The sequence below is a fragment of the Pseudomonas sp. F01002 genome, assembly GCF_004402115.1.
GTDB classification, from domain to species: domain Bacteria; phylum Pseudomonadota; class Gammaproteobacteria; order Pseudomonadales; family Pseudomonadaceae; genus Aquipseudomonas; species Aquipseudomonas frigoris.
This window is the reverse complement of the sequence record NZ_SOPU01000017.1, coordinates 38,587-53,329: the sequence shown is the minus strand read 5'-3', so window position 1 is coordinate 53,329 and position 14,743 is coordinate 38,587. Positions and strand designations below refer to the sequence as shown.

15 protein-coding genes and 1 pseudogene are annotated in these 14,743 nt (G+C 59.1%); 9 read left to right on the top strand and 7 right to left on the bottom strand.

The window, feature by feature from the left end:
- Window positions 1-111 precede the first annotated feature (111 nt).
- Window positions 112-363 carry a hypothetical protein gene (locus E3W21_RS12425; protein ID WP_129444401.1) on the top strand — a complete coding sequence of 84 codons (252 nt, stop codon included), beginning with the start codon at window positions 112-114 and terminating at the stop codon, window positions 361-363.
- 101 nt (window positions 364-464) lie between these two features.
- Here E3W21_RS12425 and E3W21_RS12415 read toward each other — a convergent pair whose 3' ends face one another.
- A complete protein-coding gene (locus E3W21_RS12415) occupies window positions 465-1,379 on the bottom strand; it encodes a LysR family transcriptional regulator (RefSeq protein ID WP_134420052.1) in 915 nt (304 codons plus the stop codon).
- An 85-nt stretch (window positions 1,380-1,464) separates the two neighbouring features.
- On the opposite strand from E3W21_RS12415, the gene E3W21_RS12410 reads away from it, so the two are divergent.
- Window positions 1,465-2,388, top strand: coding sequence for a carbon-nitrogen hydrolase family protein (locus tag E3W21_RS12410; RefSeq protein ID WP_129444397.1), 924 nt, complete (start codon window positions 1,465-1,467; stop codon window positions 2,386-2,388).
- Between the two features lie 208 nt (window positions 2,389-2,596).
- Here the strand turns inward: E3W21_RS12410 and E3W21_RS12405 are convergent, their stop codons facing one another.
- From E3W21_RS12405 to E3W21_RS12395, 3 genes are all read right to left on the bottom strand, one after another.
- The gene (locus E3W21_RS12405; protein WP_134420050.1) at window positions 2,597-3,070 is read right to left on the bottom strand and encodes an LEA type 2 family protein; all 474 of its coding nucleotides are present in this window, start codon (window positions 3,068-3,070) and stop codon (window positions 2,597-2,599) included.
- A 57-nt stretch (window positions 3,071-3,127) separates the two neighbouring features.
- On the bottom strand, window positions 3,128-4,600 hold the full coding sequence (locus E3W21_RS12400) for a nucleobase:cation symporter-2 family protein (protein WP_134420048.1): 1,473 nt from the start codon (window positions 4,598-4,600) through the stop codon (window positions 3,128-3,130).
- A gap of 171 nt (window positions 4,601-4,771) precedes the next feature.
- Window positions 4,772-5,665, bottom strand: a complete 894-nt coding sequence (locus E3W21_RS12395) for a LysR family transcriptional regulator (RefSeq protein WP_134420046.1) — start codon at window positions 5,663-5,665, stop codon at window positions 4,772-4,774.
- Between the two features lie 101 nt (window positions 5,666-5,766).
- On the opposite strand from E3W21_RS12395, the gene E3W21_RS12390 reads away from it, so the two are divergent.
- The 7 genes from E3W21_RS12390 (at window position 5,767) to E3W21_RS12360 (ending at window position 11,559) form a co-directional block, all read left to right on the top strand.
- A complete protein-coding gene (locus E3W21_RS12390; RefSeq protein ID WP_129444389.1) occupies window positions 5,767-6,858 on the top strand; it encodes a polyamine ABC transporter substrate-binding protein in 1,092 nt (363 codons plus the stop codon).
- A 13-nt stretch (window positions 6,859-6,871) separates the two neighbouring features.
- Window positions 6,872-7,831 (top strand): agmatinase, encoded by a 960-nt coding sequence (speB, locus tag E3W21_RS12385; protein WP_134420044.1) that lies wholly within the window; start codon window positions 6,872-6,874, stop codon window positions 7,829-7,831.
- Window positions 7,832-8,100: 269 nt separating this feature from the next.
- A complete protein-coding gene (locus E3W21_RS12380) occupies window positions 8,101-8,817 on the top strand; it encodes a YafY family protein (RefSeq protein ID WP_134420042.1) in 717 nt (238 codons plus the stop codon).
- A 52-nt stretch (window positions 8,818-8,869) separates the two neighbouring features.
- Entirely contained in the window at window positions 8,870-9,211 is a 342-nt protein-coding gene (locus tag E3W21_RS12375; protein WP_007897370.1) for a nuclear transport factor 2 family protein, read from the top strand.
- Between the two features lie 26 nt (window positions 9,212-9,237).
- Window positions 9,238-10,356, top strand: coding sequence for a cell division protein ZapE (gene zapE / locus E3W21_RS12370; protein WP_134420040.1), 1,119 nt, complete (start codon window positions 9,238-9,240; stop codon window positions 10,354-10,356).
- Between the two features lie 16 nt (window positions 10,357-10,372).
- Entirely contained in the window at window positions 10,373-10,954 is a 582-nt protein-coding gene (locus tag E3W21_RS12365) for a DinB family protein (RefSeq protein WP_134420038.1), read from the top strand.
- Between the two features lie 113 nt (window positions 10,955-11,067).
- Window positions 11,068-11,559 carry a GNAT family N-acetyltransferase gene (locus tag E3W21_RS12360; RefSeq protein ID WP_134420037.1) on the top strand — a complete coding sequence of 164 codons (492 nt, stop codon included), beginning with the start codon at window positions 11,068-11,070 and terminating at the stop codon, window positions 11,557-11,559.
- A 48-nt stretch (window positions 11,560-11,607) separates the two neighbouring features.
- Here the strand turns inward: E3W21_RS12360 and E3W21_RS12355 are convergent, their stop codons facing one another.
- The 3 genes and pseudogenes from E3W21_RS12355 to E3W21_RS12345 all read right to left on the bottom strand — a co-directional run bounded on the left by E3W21_RS12355 (window position 11,608) and on the right by E3W21_RS12345 (window position 14,524).
- Complete coding sequence (locus tag E3W21_RS12355) at window positions 11,608-11,814, bottom strand: hypothetical protein (protein ID WP_046054123.1); 207 nt, start codon at window positions 11,812-11,814, stop codon at window positions 11,608-11,610.
- 96 nt (window positions 11,815-11,910) lie between these two features.
- A pseudogene (locus E3W21_RS12350) lies at window positions 11,911-14,147 on the bottom strand (TonB-dependent siderophore receptor).
- Window positions 14,148-14,341: 194 nt separating this feature from the next.
- Window positions 14,342-14,524: a DUF6026 family protein gene (locus E3W21_RS12345; RefSeq protein WP_134420035.1), complete on the bottom strand. Its 183-nt coding sequence runs from the start codon at window positions 14,522-14,524 to the stop codon at window positions 14,342-14,344.
- Between the last annotated feature and the right edge of the window lie 219 nt (window positions 14,525-14,743).

Here is a 14,743-nt window from a genome sequence, read left to right as displayed (position 1 = left end):
AAAAAGTTGCAGTGGATTTTCGCGTTGACCCAACCCTGAGGAAAAATCCTGAGTCGGACATTTCTTCCTACAGTGTAAGATGGCGCCTATTTTACGCAGCAGGTAACTCCCATGAGCTTCAATCTGGCCGACAAACCCCTTGCCGAGCGCGCTGCGCTTGAAGATGAGAAATCCCGTCTGTTCGATCTCTGGCAAAGCAACCTGGGCAAGTCCAAGGGCGAGGCCGCGCGGTTGTTCGGTGAACGCGCCAAGCGCAAAGGCAAATGGGCGGAGTGGGTCCGTGCCGAACTTGACGGCATGTCGCCCCCGGAATTCGCGAACATGGTGCGCAGCGAGATTAATCGTCTGATGGCTGCCAAGTAACCTGAACCCGACACACATCTCTGTAGGAGCTGCCGAAGGCTGCGATCTTTTGATCTTGTTTTAAAAAAGCAAAATCAAAAGATCGCAGCCTGCGGCAGCTCCTACGCGCTCGCAAAACTCGCGACAATCGCTTCCCGTACTTTCAGCACCACCGGATCGAGCTGTGTACTGGTGCGCCAGCCCAGTTCGATCGGGTAACGCAGCAACGCCAAAGGGCAGGGCAGCAGTGCCAGCCCGCTGAGCGCTGCAATGCTTTGGGCCGCATGGGCCGGAATGGTCGCCACGGCCTGACTGCCCTTGAGCAAGTGCGGCAATGCCGCAAAGTGTGTGGTCGAAGCGCATACCCGCCGAGTCAACCCCAGCGCCGCCAGCCCCTCATCGGTGATCCCGATAAAGCCGCCCGACGACACCAGAATGTGCTCGCGGTCGACGAACTCATCAAGGCTGAGGGTTTGCTGTCCCTCGGCCAGGCTGAGCGGGTCCACCAAACACAGATAATCGCCTTCTCCCAACACCTGACGGCTGAGCAAGCGCTCGGCAAACCCACCGGCGGTGATCGCCAGATCAATACTGCGTTCCATCAACGCCTCGGCGACGATCTGGCTATGGGTCTGACGAAAGATCAACCGTAGCTTCGGCGCGACGCGGGCGATTTCTTCGATCAGCCGGCGCCCATAAGCGATCTCGAAATCATCTGACATCCCCACGGTCACCGAGCGCCCGTCGTAATGGTGGGCGGCCGGATCGACCATCGCCAGGCTCTGCCGGCATTTGTTCAGGGCATCGCTGACCACCGGTTTCAACTGGTTGGCCTTGAGCGTGGGCCCGAGTCCTCGACCGGTGCGCACGAACAACTGATCGCCATACACCTCGCGCAACCTTCGCAGTGCGGCGCTGACGGCTGATTGCGTCACGCCCAGACGCAACGCGGCCCGGCTGGCGCTGGACTCTTCGTGCAGCGCTTCGAAGACTTTAAGCAGGTTGAGATCGACGGTGGCGATATTCATTTGGTTCATATCATTCAGCAGTGAATGGGGCTTTATTCATGATCCCGTGGCGCCTGAGAATGAGCAACACCTCATTGCTTTCGGAGTTACTGCGATGCCCAAGTCAATCGTTGCTGCACTGCAAATCGGCTCTTTACCCGGCGGCAAAGCCGAGACCCTGGAACAGATCCTTGCCTGGGAAAACGCGATTATCGAATCCGGCGCTGCGCTGGTGGTCATGCCGGAAGCGTTGCTCGGCGGTTACCCCAAAGGCGAGGGCTTTGGTACTCAGCTGGGTTATCGACTGCCGGAAGGGCGTGAAGCCTTTGCCCGGTATTTCGCCAATGCGATCGACGTGCCCGGCGCGGAAACCGAAGCATTGGCCGGGTTGTCTGCGCGCACCGGCGCCAACCTGGTGATCGGTGTCATCGAACGCGCCGGCAGCACCTTGTACTGCACCGCGTTGTATTTCGACCCGCAGGCCGGGCTGGTCGCCAAGCACCGCAAACTGATGCCCACCGGCACCGAGCGGTTGATTTGGGGCAAAGGCGATGGCTCGACGCTGCCGGTGATCGACAGTCAGATCGGGCGGATCGGTGCGGTGATTTGCTGGGAAAACATGATGCCGTTGCTGCGCACCGCGATGTACGCCAAAGGCGTGGAAGTCTGGTGCGCGCCAACGGTGGATGAGCGGGAAATGTGGCAGGTCAGCATGCGCCATATCGCCCATGAAGGACGCTGCTTTGTGGTCAGCGCCTGTCAGGTTCAGGATTCACCGCAAGCCTTGGGCGTGGAGATCGCCAACTGGCCGGCGGACCGGCCATTGATTGCCGGTGGCAGCGTGATCGTCGGGCCGATGGGCGATATTCTGGCAGGACCTCTGCGTGACAGCGCCGGTTTGCTCACCGCAGAAATCGACACCGATGATCTGGTCCGTGCCCGTTACGACTTCGACGTGGTGGGGCACTACGCGCGCCCGGACGTCTTCGAATTGACAGTAGATGAGCGCGCCAAACCGGGTGTTAGCTTCACCGCATAACCCCCTGTGGGTGCGGGCTTGCTCGCGAAGGGGCCATAACATTCAACATCTATGCTGGATGTGCCGGCCTCTTCGCGAGCAAGTCGGATCGCCGCACCGCCGCTCCCACATTTGATTTGTGACGTTCACACCTGTTGTGTTCATGAATAGAGTTCGGTGTAGAGCGTGGGGGTGGCTTCCATGTTCTTTGTCGCTCCTTGAATCGAACTTACCAGGTGCCGGGCGTCGACGTTGGCAGGCTGAGTTTTCCACTGTCCACGAAACGCATGGTGCCGAACAAGCCGCCCGCGAGTTTGCCGCGCAGGACGTAGGGCAGGTTGTCGAGGGTTTGGGTTTTGCTCAGGCCCAGGGTCTGGCGCAGCACGGAGAACGCCGAAACACTTACCGGAACGGTCAGCACGGTTTCGGAAAAGCGTGCAATCGAGCCCGATTGATCGCTGACGCCAGAGGCGAGTGGCTGGCCGTTGACTTCCAGGTCGAGGGCCACGCCGTTGTAATTGATGGTGGTCTCGTTGGGGTTTTGTACGCGTATTTTCACGGCAAAGCGTACTTCCATGTCCTGGCTTTGCAGCGGCTCGAAGCCGACCACGTTGATGTTCAGCGGGTCGCGATTGGGGAACAGGGCACAGGCGCTCAAGGAGAGCAAAAGCAGGGAAAGGATAACGGCGTGGACACTGCGCATAAACGTGCTCTCTTAAAGAAAAGGCCGAACCGCCAGTGGCTCGGCCTCGAGCATTTTCTAGCGGTTCAAGGGTGCGACAGCGGCAGGCGAGACGGGTTCACCCTTGGCCGGGACATCCGGGTTTTCCATGACCCGCAGGATCGAGGCTTCCGGATCGAAATCGTCCTCTTCCAGCTCAATGAACCCTTCGGGCAGGAAGATATTCAGCACGATAGCGCACAACGCGCCGACGGTGATCGGCGATTCGAAGATGTTGTGCAGCGCCTTCGGCAACTCGCGCAGCACTTCCGGAACCGCCGCAACACCCAGGCCCATGCCGAGGGAAATCGACACGATCAGCATGTTGCGCCGATGCAGGCCGGCTTCGGCGAGGATCTTGATCCCGGCGACGGCGACGGTGCCGAACATCACCAGTTCAGCGCCACCGAGTACCGGTTTGGGCATCAGCTGCAGCACCGCGCCGATCATCGGGAACAATCCCAGTACCACCAATAATCCGGCAATGAAGAACGCCACGTAGCGGCTGGCCACGCCGGTGAGCTGAATCACGCCGTTGTTCTGGGCGAAGGTCACCATCGGCATGCTGTTGAACACGGCGGCCATGGCCGAGTTAAGGCCGTCGGCGAGCAGGCCGGACTTGATTCGGCGGATGTAGATCGGGCCTTTGACGGGCTGCCGGGAAATCATCGAGTTGGCGGTCAAGTCACCGGCGGCTTCCAGCGGCGAGACGAGGAAAATCACCGCCACTGGCACAAACGCCACCCAATCGAAGTTAAAGCCGTACTTGAACGGCACCGGTACGCTCATCAGCGGTACGTCGGGCAGGCTGGTGAAGTTGACGTCACCCATCAGCCAGGCCACGACATAGCCGAAGGTCAGGCCGATGACGATCGCACCGAGGCGCAGGAACGGCACATCGACCCGGTTCAACACCACAATCGTTCCGAGCACCAGGGCCGCCAGGGCCAGATGACTGGCCGCGCCGAGATCCGCCGCACCGAAGCCGCCAGCGATGTCGGTCATGGCGACTTTGATCAGCGACAGGCCCATCAGCGTGATGATCGTGCCGGTCACCACCGGGGTGATCAGCATCCGCAATTTGCCGATGAACTGGCTCAACACGACTTCGATGAAGGCGGCGAAAAAGCACACACCGAAGATCGTCGACAGGATTTCATCGGTGCCGCCACCCCGGGCCTTGACCATGAAACCGGCACTGAGAATCACGCTGATGAATGAGAAGCTGGTGCCCTGCAGACACAGCAGGCCGGAACCGATCGGGCCGAAACGTCGTGCCTGAACAAACGTGCCCAGCCCCGAGACGAACAGCGCCATGCTGATCAGGTATGGCACTTCGCTTTGCAGGCCGAGGGCGCCCCCCATGATAAGGGTCGGGGTGATGATGCCGACGAAACTGGCGAGTACGTGTTGCAGGGCAGCGAAGACGGTGGCGGTCAGATGCGGGCGATCGTCGAGGCCGTAAATCAGGTCGTTATTGCGCGGGGCAGGGGCTTTTTCAGAGGCGGTCATGGTGGTGTGCATGCCAGAAGGCGGGCCGGGTCAAAAAATGGAGGCGCAGGATGCCAGAACGGTCGGGCCACGGCAAAAAAACGACCGAAGCAAGATCAAAAGATCGCAGCCTTCGGCAGCTCCTACGCCAATCTCATGTAGGAGTTGCCGAAGGCTGCGATCTTTTGACCTTCAGGCAAACGCCGCCAACAAATCCTCTTCAAAGGCGTTTTGCGCATCCCCCGGCACCTGGGCGCGATGGCGGGCCAGATGGAATGCCACGTCGAAACTCATATCGCCACGACGCACGGCGCGCAGCAATTCCTTGTCTTCCCAGCTCCGGGCAAAGTGTTCGGGCAAATAACCGACATGCTTGCCGGAGAGAATGAAGGCGAGGGTGCCTTCGACTTGCTCCGAGCGCGCCGAACACATCTTCCCCTGGAAGGGCTCGTCGCTGCGCAGGAAACGGTAAGGGTGATCGACCCGATCACAAGCCTGTAGCGCTAGATCATCAGGTGCATCATTGGTGAACAACGGATGGCCGGCGGCGCAATACAGGTGCTGGGTTTCGGTAAACAGTTCGCGGTAGTCAAAAGCGCTTTGCACTTGTGAGAAATAGCCGATCGCCAGGTCCAGTCGTTGTTGCAGCAGCAACCGTTCCATTTCGCCGGGCATGGCGCTGATCAACTCGATACGTACCGACTCGTCCCGTTCACGAAAGCGCCGGATCGCATCGGCCACCCGTTGCAGCACGGATTGATCGAGTGCTTCGGACAGCCCCAGACGAACCTCGCCGATCAAACGCCCGGCCACACCATTGGATTGGTGGCGGAAGGCTTCGATGGACTCGAACAGGCTACGAGTCGCGTTGAGCAGTTGTTCACCCTTGGGCGTGATCTTGAAACCACCCTTGCCGCGACTGCACAGGCGATAGCCGAGTCGGATTTCCAGTTTGGCCATTTGCTGGCTGATGCTCGACTGGCTCAAGCCCAACTCACCCTGAGCCGCGCTGAAACCGCCGCACTCCACCACGTTGACGAACAGGCGCAACAGTTGCAGATCGAGATCATGGAGTTGGCCGAGCATCAAACATTACTCCGGGATAAAGTCAGGATAACAAACTTGATATTTCACCAATGTATCCGACGACGCATTCTGCATCCACTTCCTCTGGTCAGGTGTTCGTCATGGCTCCCACCTTCAAACTGTGTTTCCCCGCGCTGTTTCTCGCCATGGCCGTATCGGCTCAGGCCGAGGAAAAAGTCGTCAATCTCTACAGTTGGGCCGATTACGTAGCGCCGGAGACCTTGCAGCGGTTCGAGCAGGAAACCGGCATTCACGTACGTTACGACACGTTCGACGCGCCGGAAGTGCTCGAAACCAAACTGCTCACCGGTGGCAGCGGCTATGACGTGGTAGTGCCATCGTCCAGCGTGCTGGCCCGTGGCTTGGCGGCCGGTGCGCTGAAGGCCATTCCTCACGAAGGCCTGAAGGGCTACGCCAACCTTGATCCGGATCTGTTGGAAAAACTCGCCGCGGTCGACCCGGGCAATCTCTACGGTGTGCCCTATACCTGGGGCACGCTGGGGCTTGGGATGAATGTCGAAGCGGTGCAGAAACGCTTGCCGAACGTGCCGCTCAACAGCCTGGACCTGCTGTTCAAACCGGAGTACGCCAGCAAACTGAAGGACTGCGGCATCGCGATCATTGACTCGCCGCAGGAGGTGATCGGTCTGGCGTTGCACTATCTGGGTAAAGATCCCTACAGCACAGACAAGAACGACCTGGACGCGGCGCAAGCGTTGCTGCATCAGTTGCAGCCTAACGTGTTGTACATCGCCAGTGGCCGACAGATCAATGATCTGGCCAACGGCAGTGTCTGTCTGGCCCTGGCCTATAACGGTGACGCGAGCATGGCCGCCGATCAGGCGCGCAAGGCCAACAAACCCTATGAAATCGCCTACAGGATTCCCAAGGAAGGCACGATCGTGTGGCAGGACAACCTGGCGATCCCCAAGGACGCGCCCCATCCCGAAGCCGCACGCCAGTTCATTGAATTCATGTTGCGTCCGGAGTCCGTCGCAGCACTGACCAACACCTTGTTCTTTGCCACCGCCAACCAGGCCGCCACGCCGCTGGTGGATGAGGCCGTGCGCACCGACCCGGACATTTACCCACCCGCCGACGTGCGTGACCGGCTGTACGCCGACCGCAGCATGAGCCTCAAGGACATGCGTCAACGCACTCGCTTGTGGACCACTTTCCGTAGCCGCCAATAATAAGGAACCTGAGATGGACGTCCCGATGCAAAACGATCAGGCCATGACCCGCGACAGCCTCTATGGCACCGCCGCCGAAAGTACCTACGCCGGTATCACCAGTTTCATGCGTCGTCGCTACAGTCGCGACTTGCGCGGCGTTGACGTAGCGGTCACCGGTGTCCCGTTCGACACTGCCACCAGCAACCGTCCCGGTGCGCGTTTCGGACCACGCGGCATTCGTGCCGCGTCCACCGGGATTGCCTGGGAACGTCACTGGCCGTGGGCCTTCGACCCGTTCGACCACCTGGCGGTCATCGACTACGGCGATTGCGACTTCGATTACGGCACACCGCATTCGGTGCCGGAAAGCATCGAAGCCCATGCCGAACACATACTCAACGCCGGTAGCGCGATGCTGACGTTCGGCGGGGATCACTTCATCACGTATCCGCTGCTCAAGGCCCATGCGCGTAAACATGGTCCACTGTCGTTGATCCACTTCGACGCCCACAGTGACACCTGGCCGGACGAAGACGGCAAGCGCGTCGATCACGGCACGATGTTCTGGCACGCGGCCAAGGAAGGGTTGGTGGATCCGTCGCGTTCGGTGCAGATCGGCTTGCGCACCACCAATGATGATCACCAGGGTTTCCAGGTGCTGGATGCGCGACAAGTGCATCGACGTGGTGTTGATGCGATTGTCGAGGCCATTCGGGCGCGGGTCGGTGATAACCCGGTGTACCTGACGTTCGACATTGATTGCCTCGATCCTGCTTTCGCTCCAGGCACCGGAACGCCGGTGTGCGGCGGCTTGAGCACGGTGCAGGCGCTGGAAATCCTGGGTGGCTTGCGCGGGATTAATCTGGTGGGAATGGACGTCGTGGAAGTGGCGCCGGCCTACGACAGTGCGGACATTACCTCACTGGCGGCGGCGACGTTGGCGATGGAAATGCTGTGTTTGTATGCAGCTAAACATAAGGTCGACCGGTAACACACAAGAAAATGTGGGAGCAACTGTCATGGTTGTTTTTATTTTGGAGCTTTTTCAAAAGACAACCGGGTTCCCACAGTTTCAACCCGTGTGATTCCCTACAACCCCAGTCGAATATGCCCCGCCGCGCCCAGTTCCGCGGCAACGGCCGTCAAGTCGCTTTCCCGTTCGCAAGAGAAAGGCCGACCATCGGCGTCATCGCTACTGCCACTTTCTGACAGGGTCCTCTGCTAAGCTCCGACAACTTTTACGGACAGAGCCTGCTGATCGTGTCGCGTACCACTCGTTTACTGACCTTGTTGCAAGTGCTGCGTGGCAAAAGTCGTCCAGTGACCGCGGCAACACTTGCTGGCGAATTGGAGATTTCCGAGCGTACGCTGTACCGCGACATCGCCGAACTCACCGCCCTTGGCGCGCCAATCTACGGCGAAGCGGGGATCGGCTACGTGCTGCGCAGCGGTTTGTTTCTGCCGCCGTTGATGCTTAACGCCGATGAAACCGAAGCCATCGTGCTGGGGTTGCGCTATGTGGATCAGCGCGGCGATGAGGTGTTGAGCAAGGCTGCGGCAGATGCGTTGGCCAAGATTGCCGCGGTATTGGCGCCTGAAGCGCTGGACGCGTTACGCAACCCGACGGTGTTGCCGGGGCCGCCCGGCTATGGCTTTGCGCCCAACGTCGTGCCACTGAATGTGTTCCGCCAGGCCATCCGCGATCAGGCCAAGCTGCACATCGATTACGCGGACGCCAACCAGGTGCCAAGTCAGCGGTTGATCTGGCCGCTGGCCCTGGGGTTTCTAAACGAGGTGCGAATCATCGTCGCCTGGTGTGAATTGCGCAGCGCCTATCGCACCTTTCGCACTGACCGGATCTCGGCATCGAACGAGCAGGGCGAGCGTTATCCGGGGCGGCGCAGCGACCTGTTGCGCACTTGGCGCAAGCAGATGCAACTGGACGAAGCAGGACGCTTCACTCCTGACAAGAACTGACACAGGCTTGTTTTAGCATGGCTCCAGAATCAACAAACAAGGAGCCGTAACCATGTCCAATCCCGCCTCTTCACTGGCACCCGCCATCGCCGCCTACATTGCTGCCGCCAATGCCCGCGACACCTCGCGGGTCGCCAGTTTTTTCGCTGAGGATGCCAATGTGTTCGATGAAGGCCAGCACCAGGTCGGCACTCAGGCCATCGCGCAATGGATGCAAGACACTGCCCAGCGTTACCAGCCACGGGTTGAAGTGCTCGACGTGCAACTGCGCACCGGCAAGGTGCTGGTGCATAACCTGATCTCCGGAACGTTTCCGGGCAGCCCTCTGGAGTTGCGCTACATGTTTCGCCTGAATGAACAGGGCAAGATTGCCCGGCTAGACATCTCTCTCTAACCAGACCGCGTGGCATACTGCCGCGCATGAATGTCGACTCCCCCTTAAGCGCCTGGCAACACGCCATCGAACAGAAGGGCTTCGTCCAGGACGAAGCCCAGGAGCATGCCGTGTGGGCGCTGCAGAAATGCTACGAAGCGCTGCATGAAGGGCGCACGCCGATCACTGGCGTGTACCTCTGGGGCCCGGTCGGGCGCGGCAAAACCTGGTTGATGGACCAGTTTTACCAAAGCCTGAAGGTCCCGGCCCGTCGCCAACACTTTCACCACTTTATGGGCTGGGTCCATCAGCGTTCGTTTCAACTGACCGGCACCGCCGACCCGTTGAAGGCGCTGGCTCGCGAACTGAGCGAGGAAGTGCGGGTCCTGTGCTTTGACGAATTGTTCGTTAACGACATCGGCGACGCGATCATTCTCGGGCGTTTGTTTCAGGTGATGTTCGAGCAGGGCGTGGTGGTGGTCTGCACCTCCAATCAGCCACCGGACCAGCTGTACGCCGATGGTTTCAATCGCGACCGGTTCGTGCCCGCCATCGAGGCCATCAAGAAACATATGCAGGTGATTGCGGTGGATGGCGGCGAAGATCATCGCCTGCACCCAGGCAAAGGTTTGCAACGTTACTGGGTGGCGGCACCGGGGCAACCCAGCGCTCTGGGAGAAGTGTTCAAGGCATTGACCGTCGGCCAGTCGGTGTCCAGTGACCCAATCAAGGTGGGCTACCGCCCACTCAATGTCGTGCAGGCCAGCCCAACCGTACTCTGGACTCGTTACGCCGATCTCTGTGAACAGCCTTTTGCCGCCATGGATTTCATCGCCCTGTGCGATACCTTCAGCGCTATTCTGTTGAGTGACGTGCCCAACCTTAGCGCGCAAAAGCGCGAAGGGCGCATCGCCCGAGGCACTGAAGACGGCGTCGAACGGGTGGTGGCGGGTGATCGCGAGCTGCCGCAATTGTCGGTGCATGACGACGGTGTACGGCGTTTCATCGCCCTGGTGGACGAGTGCTACGACCGCAAGGTGCCGCTGTGCCTCGAAGCGCAGGTGCCCATGGAATCGTTGTACACCGAGGGCTATCTGGAGTTTCCGTTCCGCCGCACCCTCAGCCGTTTACAGGAAATGCAGCTGCAACGTTTCGCCGAAGCTTGAACAAGGAGCCGCGAACATGAATCAGCCTTTGTCGCACCATCTGCTGACCATGGCCTATCAAAACGCTTGGGCCAATCATCGACTCGCCAAGGCCTGGAGCCAGTTGAGCCCGGCCGATCTGGCGGCACCGCGGGTCAGCTTCTTTCCCAGTCTGCGCGCGACCCTCAATCACATCCTGACCTGCGACTGGTTTTACGTGGATGCGCTGGAGCGGGAGTTGCGCGGCGACGATCCGCATCCCGACTGCTACGTGTTTTTCAATCAGGACGAGCCGTTTACGCAAGCGGTACACCTCAAGCGCGAACAAGCGCTGGTGGACCGTCGACTGATCGCCTACTGCGAGCAAATGCGCGACGCCGACCTCGGCAAGATCGTGACCATTGCCCGGGACACGCCGCAACATGAGAGCCGCGTACGCATGCTCTCCCATCTGTTCGAGCACCAGATTCATCATCGCGGGCAGGTTCACGCCATGCTCAGCGGTACCTCGGTCAAACCACCGCAACTGGACGAGTTTTTCTGTGCTGGTGAGTCAGGCCTGAGGGCTGAGGATTTTGCCGAGCTGGGGTGGACCGAGGCGCTGATCTGGGGCGCTTGAGCGAAAAATTACAGCAGGATCGGGTTGTCGACACGGCTGTGCCCGCGATATTGTCGGTCGGCCCTTCAGTGCGAGATGCACTGGGGCAACTTAATGTGTGAACGAGGGTGGAAATGGAATCCGCAGAAATTCTTGTACTTCAGGCCAGCTATACCAATCCAGTGCATGCCGAGGCTATTGGACTGGTGCTGAATGCTTACGCCGAAGACCCGATGGGTGGCGGCCACTCGTTGCCCGCCGACTTGTTGAAGCAACTGCCGGCGGCACTGGCCAAACGTCCCCACGCGTTCAGCGTTCTGGCCTTTGTCGGTGGCGAGCCGGCCGGACTGGTCAATTGCTTTGAAGGTTTCTCGACCTTCGCCTGTCGGCCGTTGGTCAATGTGCACGATGTGGTGGTGGTGAAGAAGTTTCGCGGCTTGGGGTTGAGCCAGAAGATGCTGCAAAAGGTCGAGGACATCGCTCGCCAGCGCGGTTGCTGCAAAATCACACTGGAGGTGCTGGAAGGTAATGCAGTCGCCCAGGCTTCCTATGGCAAGTTCGGTTTTGCTGCAGGCATGTTCGACCCGGCGCACGGTCGGATGCTGTTCTGGACCAAGGCGCTTTAAGGTATTACGGGCAAAGAAAAAGGGCGTCCATCAGGACGCCCTTTGTCGTTACGGTTTGTAGTGCTCTGTCACTTGCGCAGTTTGATCATCCGGAACCCTGATTTCAGCGGTGTTGCTGGCGTTACTTTGATTCGCCTCTTGGCTGAGCCGCAGGCTCTCAAAGTAGTACCGCATGCGTTCAGCGCCACCTTCGGCGAATGCAGCTGTTGAACTGAACATCATCAGGCCGGCGAGGATCATGGTTGTACGTTTCATGGTGTGCCCCACTACGAGTTGTCGGGTCCTTTCTTCCATGAAGCAATGTCGAAGGGACATTATCCGCCGATTCCGTTAAATGGGAATTACCTGCGTCTAGAGCTTCCAGTCCAGGCTCAGGGTCACCGTGCGCGGGTCACCCCAAAACACACCGTTATAGAACCCGACGTTGTCGTAATACTTCTTGTCGAACAGGTTATCGACGTTCAGCGAGGCGGACAGGTGCTTGTCGAACTCATAACGCGACATCAGTTTGACCACGGTGTAGGCCTCCTGCCGGATCTTTGCGCTTTCGGTGATCAGCGTGCCATCTGCGTTGCGTCCGTCCGGGCGTTTCGAGTTGCCAAAGACGTCACTCTGCCAGTTCACCGCGCCACCCACGGTCAGTGCCTGCCAGTCGCCGGGCAGGCGATAGGCCGTGGAGAGTCGGAACATATTCAGCGGCTGGTTGGTATTGGCGCGTTTCTTCTCGCCATTGGCCGAGTGGGTGTAGGTGTAGCCGGCCGTTATATTCCAGCCGGCCATGACCTCGCCAGAGACCTCGACTTCGAAGCCCTGAACCTTGTTGCCTTTGCCGCCTGACTTGAAGAACTCCTCGCCGGTCACCGGGTCCGGCGGTACCGAGTCGTCGTGTTCGGCAACGTTGTCCTGCTTGCTCCAGAACAACGCGGTGGCGAGGTTCAGACGTTCTTCAAGCAGGCTGCCCTTGAGGCCCAGTTCATAGTTGCTGCCCACCACTGGCTTGAGGTATTTGCGATGGCTGTCGCGGTTGTCTTGCGGGTTGAAGATGTCGGTGTAGCTGATGTACGCCGTGTATTCGGGGGTGAGGTCGTAGAGCAGCCCGGCGTAGGGCGTCCACATGTCGTTGTGTTCCTGACGGGTAGCATCGACGCTGCTCAACTGCAGGTTGTCGTCGTAGCTGTTGGTCGTGCTCGAGGCTTTCCAACTGCCATAACGACTGCCGAGCACCGCGTGCAGGTCATCCGTCAGGCTCAGGCGAGTGGCCAGATAGCCAGCCTTCTGGCGGGTATTGTTTTTTGAACCTGAAAGGTGGGTGACGGTGTCGGGATACTTGGCGATGCCGCCCATGTACTTCCAGTCGGGGATGTTCAAGTAACCCGACGGCTGTGCGCCCTCAACCATGTAGGGACTTTCTTCGCGGCGTTCGGCCTCGCCATACCCGAACATCATTTCGTGTTCCCGACCGAACAGCGAGTAGGGGCCTGCCACGTTAAAGTCGTAAGCCTTCATTTTCTGCGTCCCGAGCATATGGCCCAAGTAGGCGCTCATGCCACTGCGGTCCTCATTCGGGAAGCCGCCACCGCCGTAATACAAGTTGCCGTCCGTATCGCTTTCGCGGTGCGTGTAGGCTGCTTTGAAGTGCCAGCCGGCGCCCAGTTGTTGGTCCAGAGTGGCGAACGCTGTCTTGTCCTTTAACGGCCAGGAACTCCAGGACGTGGCCATGTTGGTGGAGCGTCCCAGGTTCGCTTTGCCTCCGTCAGCGTTCCAATAGGGCGTGGTGCCATAGGAGGAGCCCTGGACGTGTTTGTTCTGATAGTCGTAACCCACCGCCAATACGGTGTCATCGGTCAAATCGGCTTCAAGAATCCCGTAGCCGACTTCACGTTGTTGCTGGTACTTGTCGCGGAACGAATGGCTGTCGCGATAGGCCAGCACGCTGCGTCCGCGCAGGCGTCCGTCGAAAGCCATTGGGCCTCCGACATCCAGATAGCTGTAGTAGTCGTCATAACTACCACCGCTGGCCCCGGTTTGGACTTCCCACTGCGACGTCGGCCGTTTACGCACCATGCTGATGGTGGCCGAAGGGTCTCCGGCGCCAGTGGTCAGGCCGGTTGCTCCGCGAACCACTTCGATGCGGTCGTAGATGATGGTGTCCGAGTCGGACTTTATGTAGCTGAAGGTGTTCAGCATGCCATCGACCTGGAAATTTCTGATCGTGTAACCCCGGGACGAATAACTGACCCGATCCGAATCGTTGTGCTGAACCACCACGCCGGTGGTCTGGCCCATGGCTTCGGAAAGCGTACCGAGTTTGAAATCGTCCATTTGCTGACGCGTGACCACGGACACCGATTGCGGTGTTTCCTTGATCGACAGGTCAAGCGCGTCGCAGTGCTCATGGCGCCGGTGGTGTATGACTCGGTGTTTTCGGTGGTGCTGCCCAAGCCTTGGGCGGTGACATTGGTGGCGCCCAGTTCGAGGGTGCGGCCAGGTTCTTTGTCAGGGCCGGTTTCAGCCAGCAAGTCGGGGCACAGGGCGGCACTGCACAGGCCCAGGGTAAAAGTCATGGAACGGGTGATAGGCGCGAACATCGCAGCCGACTCCTTGTCTTCGAAGAAAAAATTCCGTTTGTTAAAAGACGAAGGGGAGAGGCGGGATTTAGCTCTAAACGAGAATAGTTATTATCTTTAGGGGGTGTCTGACAGAGCAGTCGCGCAATGGCGTAGGGAAAGGGGGATGGCAGGTCGGAAACAGCACTGGGCTGCTTCCGAATCAAGCGAGGGGATCAGGCGTGAGGCACATGGTGAGTGACGGGCAAAGGCTGGGCCTGATTGCTTTGTGTCAACAAGCGCAATTGCGCGAGCTCCTGCTTCAACTGGTCGCGCTCGTCTTTCAACTGGCGCAATTCATCGCGACGGATCGTGACGTAAAGGGTTTGTGCTGGCAGTGCTGCGTGTACTGTGCCCATTGCTCACCTCGCAAATGGCTGTCTCAACTGTAAATCCGCCCCGACATCGGTGCTTATTTACTATCGGCTGCGATTTTGATTTCTTTTGCCCCGGAAGGGAACTTTTTTATTTTTTATGGTCGTTGTGTCTTCGGCGCGATTACCGACGTTATCAATCTGGATCGGGCACAATGCCCGGAAACTATGTGCCCCAACGCTGGACTAAGTCGAATGAGTCGC

Bases quoted from the DNA above. Each gene is read 5' to 3' on its own strand.
- E3W21_RS12425 (WP_129444401.1), top strand. From the start codon at position 112: ATGAGCTTCAATCTGGCCGACAAACCCCTTGCCGAGCGCGCTGCGCTT.
- E3W21_RS12415 (WP_134420052.1), bottom strand. From the start codon at position 1,379: ATGAACCAAATGAATATCGCCACCGTCGATCTCAACCTGCTTAAAGTC.
- E3W21_RS12410 (WP_129444397.1), top strand. From the start codon at position 1,465: ATGCCCAAGTCAATCGTTGCTGCACTGCAAATCGGCTCTTTACCCGGC.
- E3W21_RS12405 (WP_134420050.1), bottom strand. From the start codon at position 3,070: ATGCGCAGTGTCCACGCCGTTATCCTTTCCCTGCTTTTGCTCTCCTTG.
- E3W21_RS12400 (WP_134420048.1), bottom strand. From the start codon at position 4,600: ATGACCGCCTCTGAAAAAGCCCCTGCCCCGCGCAATAACGACCTGATT.
- E3W21_RS12395 (WP_134420046.1), bottom strand. From the start codon at position 5,665: ATGCTCGGCCAACTCCATGATCTCGATCTGCAACTGTTGCGCCTGTTC.
- E3W21_RS12390 (WP_129444389.1), top strand. From the start codon at position 5,767: ATGGCTCCCACCTTCAAACTGTGTTTCCCCGCGCTGTTTCTCGCCATG.
- speB (WP_134420044.1), top strand. From the start codon at position 6,872: ATGGACGTCCCGATGCAAAACGATCAGGCCATGACCCGCGACAGCCTC.
- E3W21_RS12375 (WP_007897370.1), top strand. From the start codon at position 8,870: ATGTCCAATCCCGCCTCTTCACTGGCACCCGCCATCGCCGCCTACATT.
- zapE (WP_134420040.1), top strand. From the start codon at position 9,238: ATGAATGTCGACTCCCCCTTAAGCGCCTGGCAACACGCCATCGAACAG.
- E3W21_RS12365 (WP_134420038.1), top strand. From the start codon at position 10,373: ATGAATCAGCCTTTGTCGCACCATCTGCTGACCATGGCCTATCAAAAC.
- E3W21_RS12360 (WP_134420037.1), top strand. From the start codon at position 11,068: ATGGAATCCGCAGAAATTCTTGTACTTCAGGCCAGCTATACCAATCCA.
- E3W21_RS12355 (WP_046054123.1), bottom strand. From the start codon at position 11,814: ATGAAACGTACAACCATGATCCTCGCCGGCCTGATGATGTTCAGTTCA.
- E3W21_RS12345 (WP_134420035.1), bottom strand. From the start codon at position 14,524: ATGGGCACAGTACACGCAGCACTGCCAGCACAAACCCTTTACGTCACG.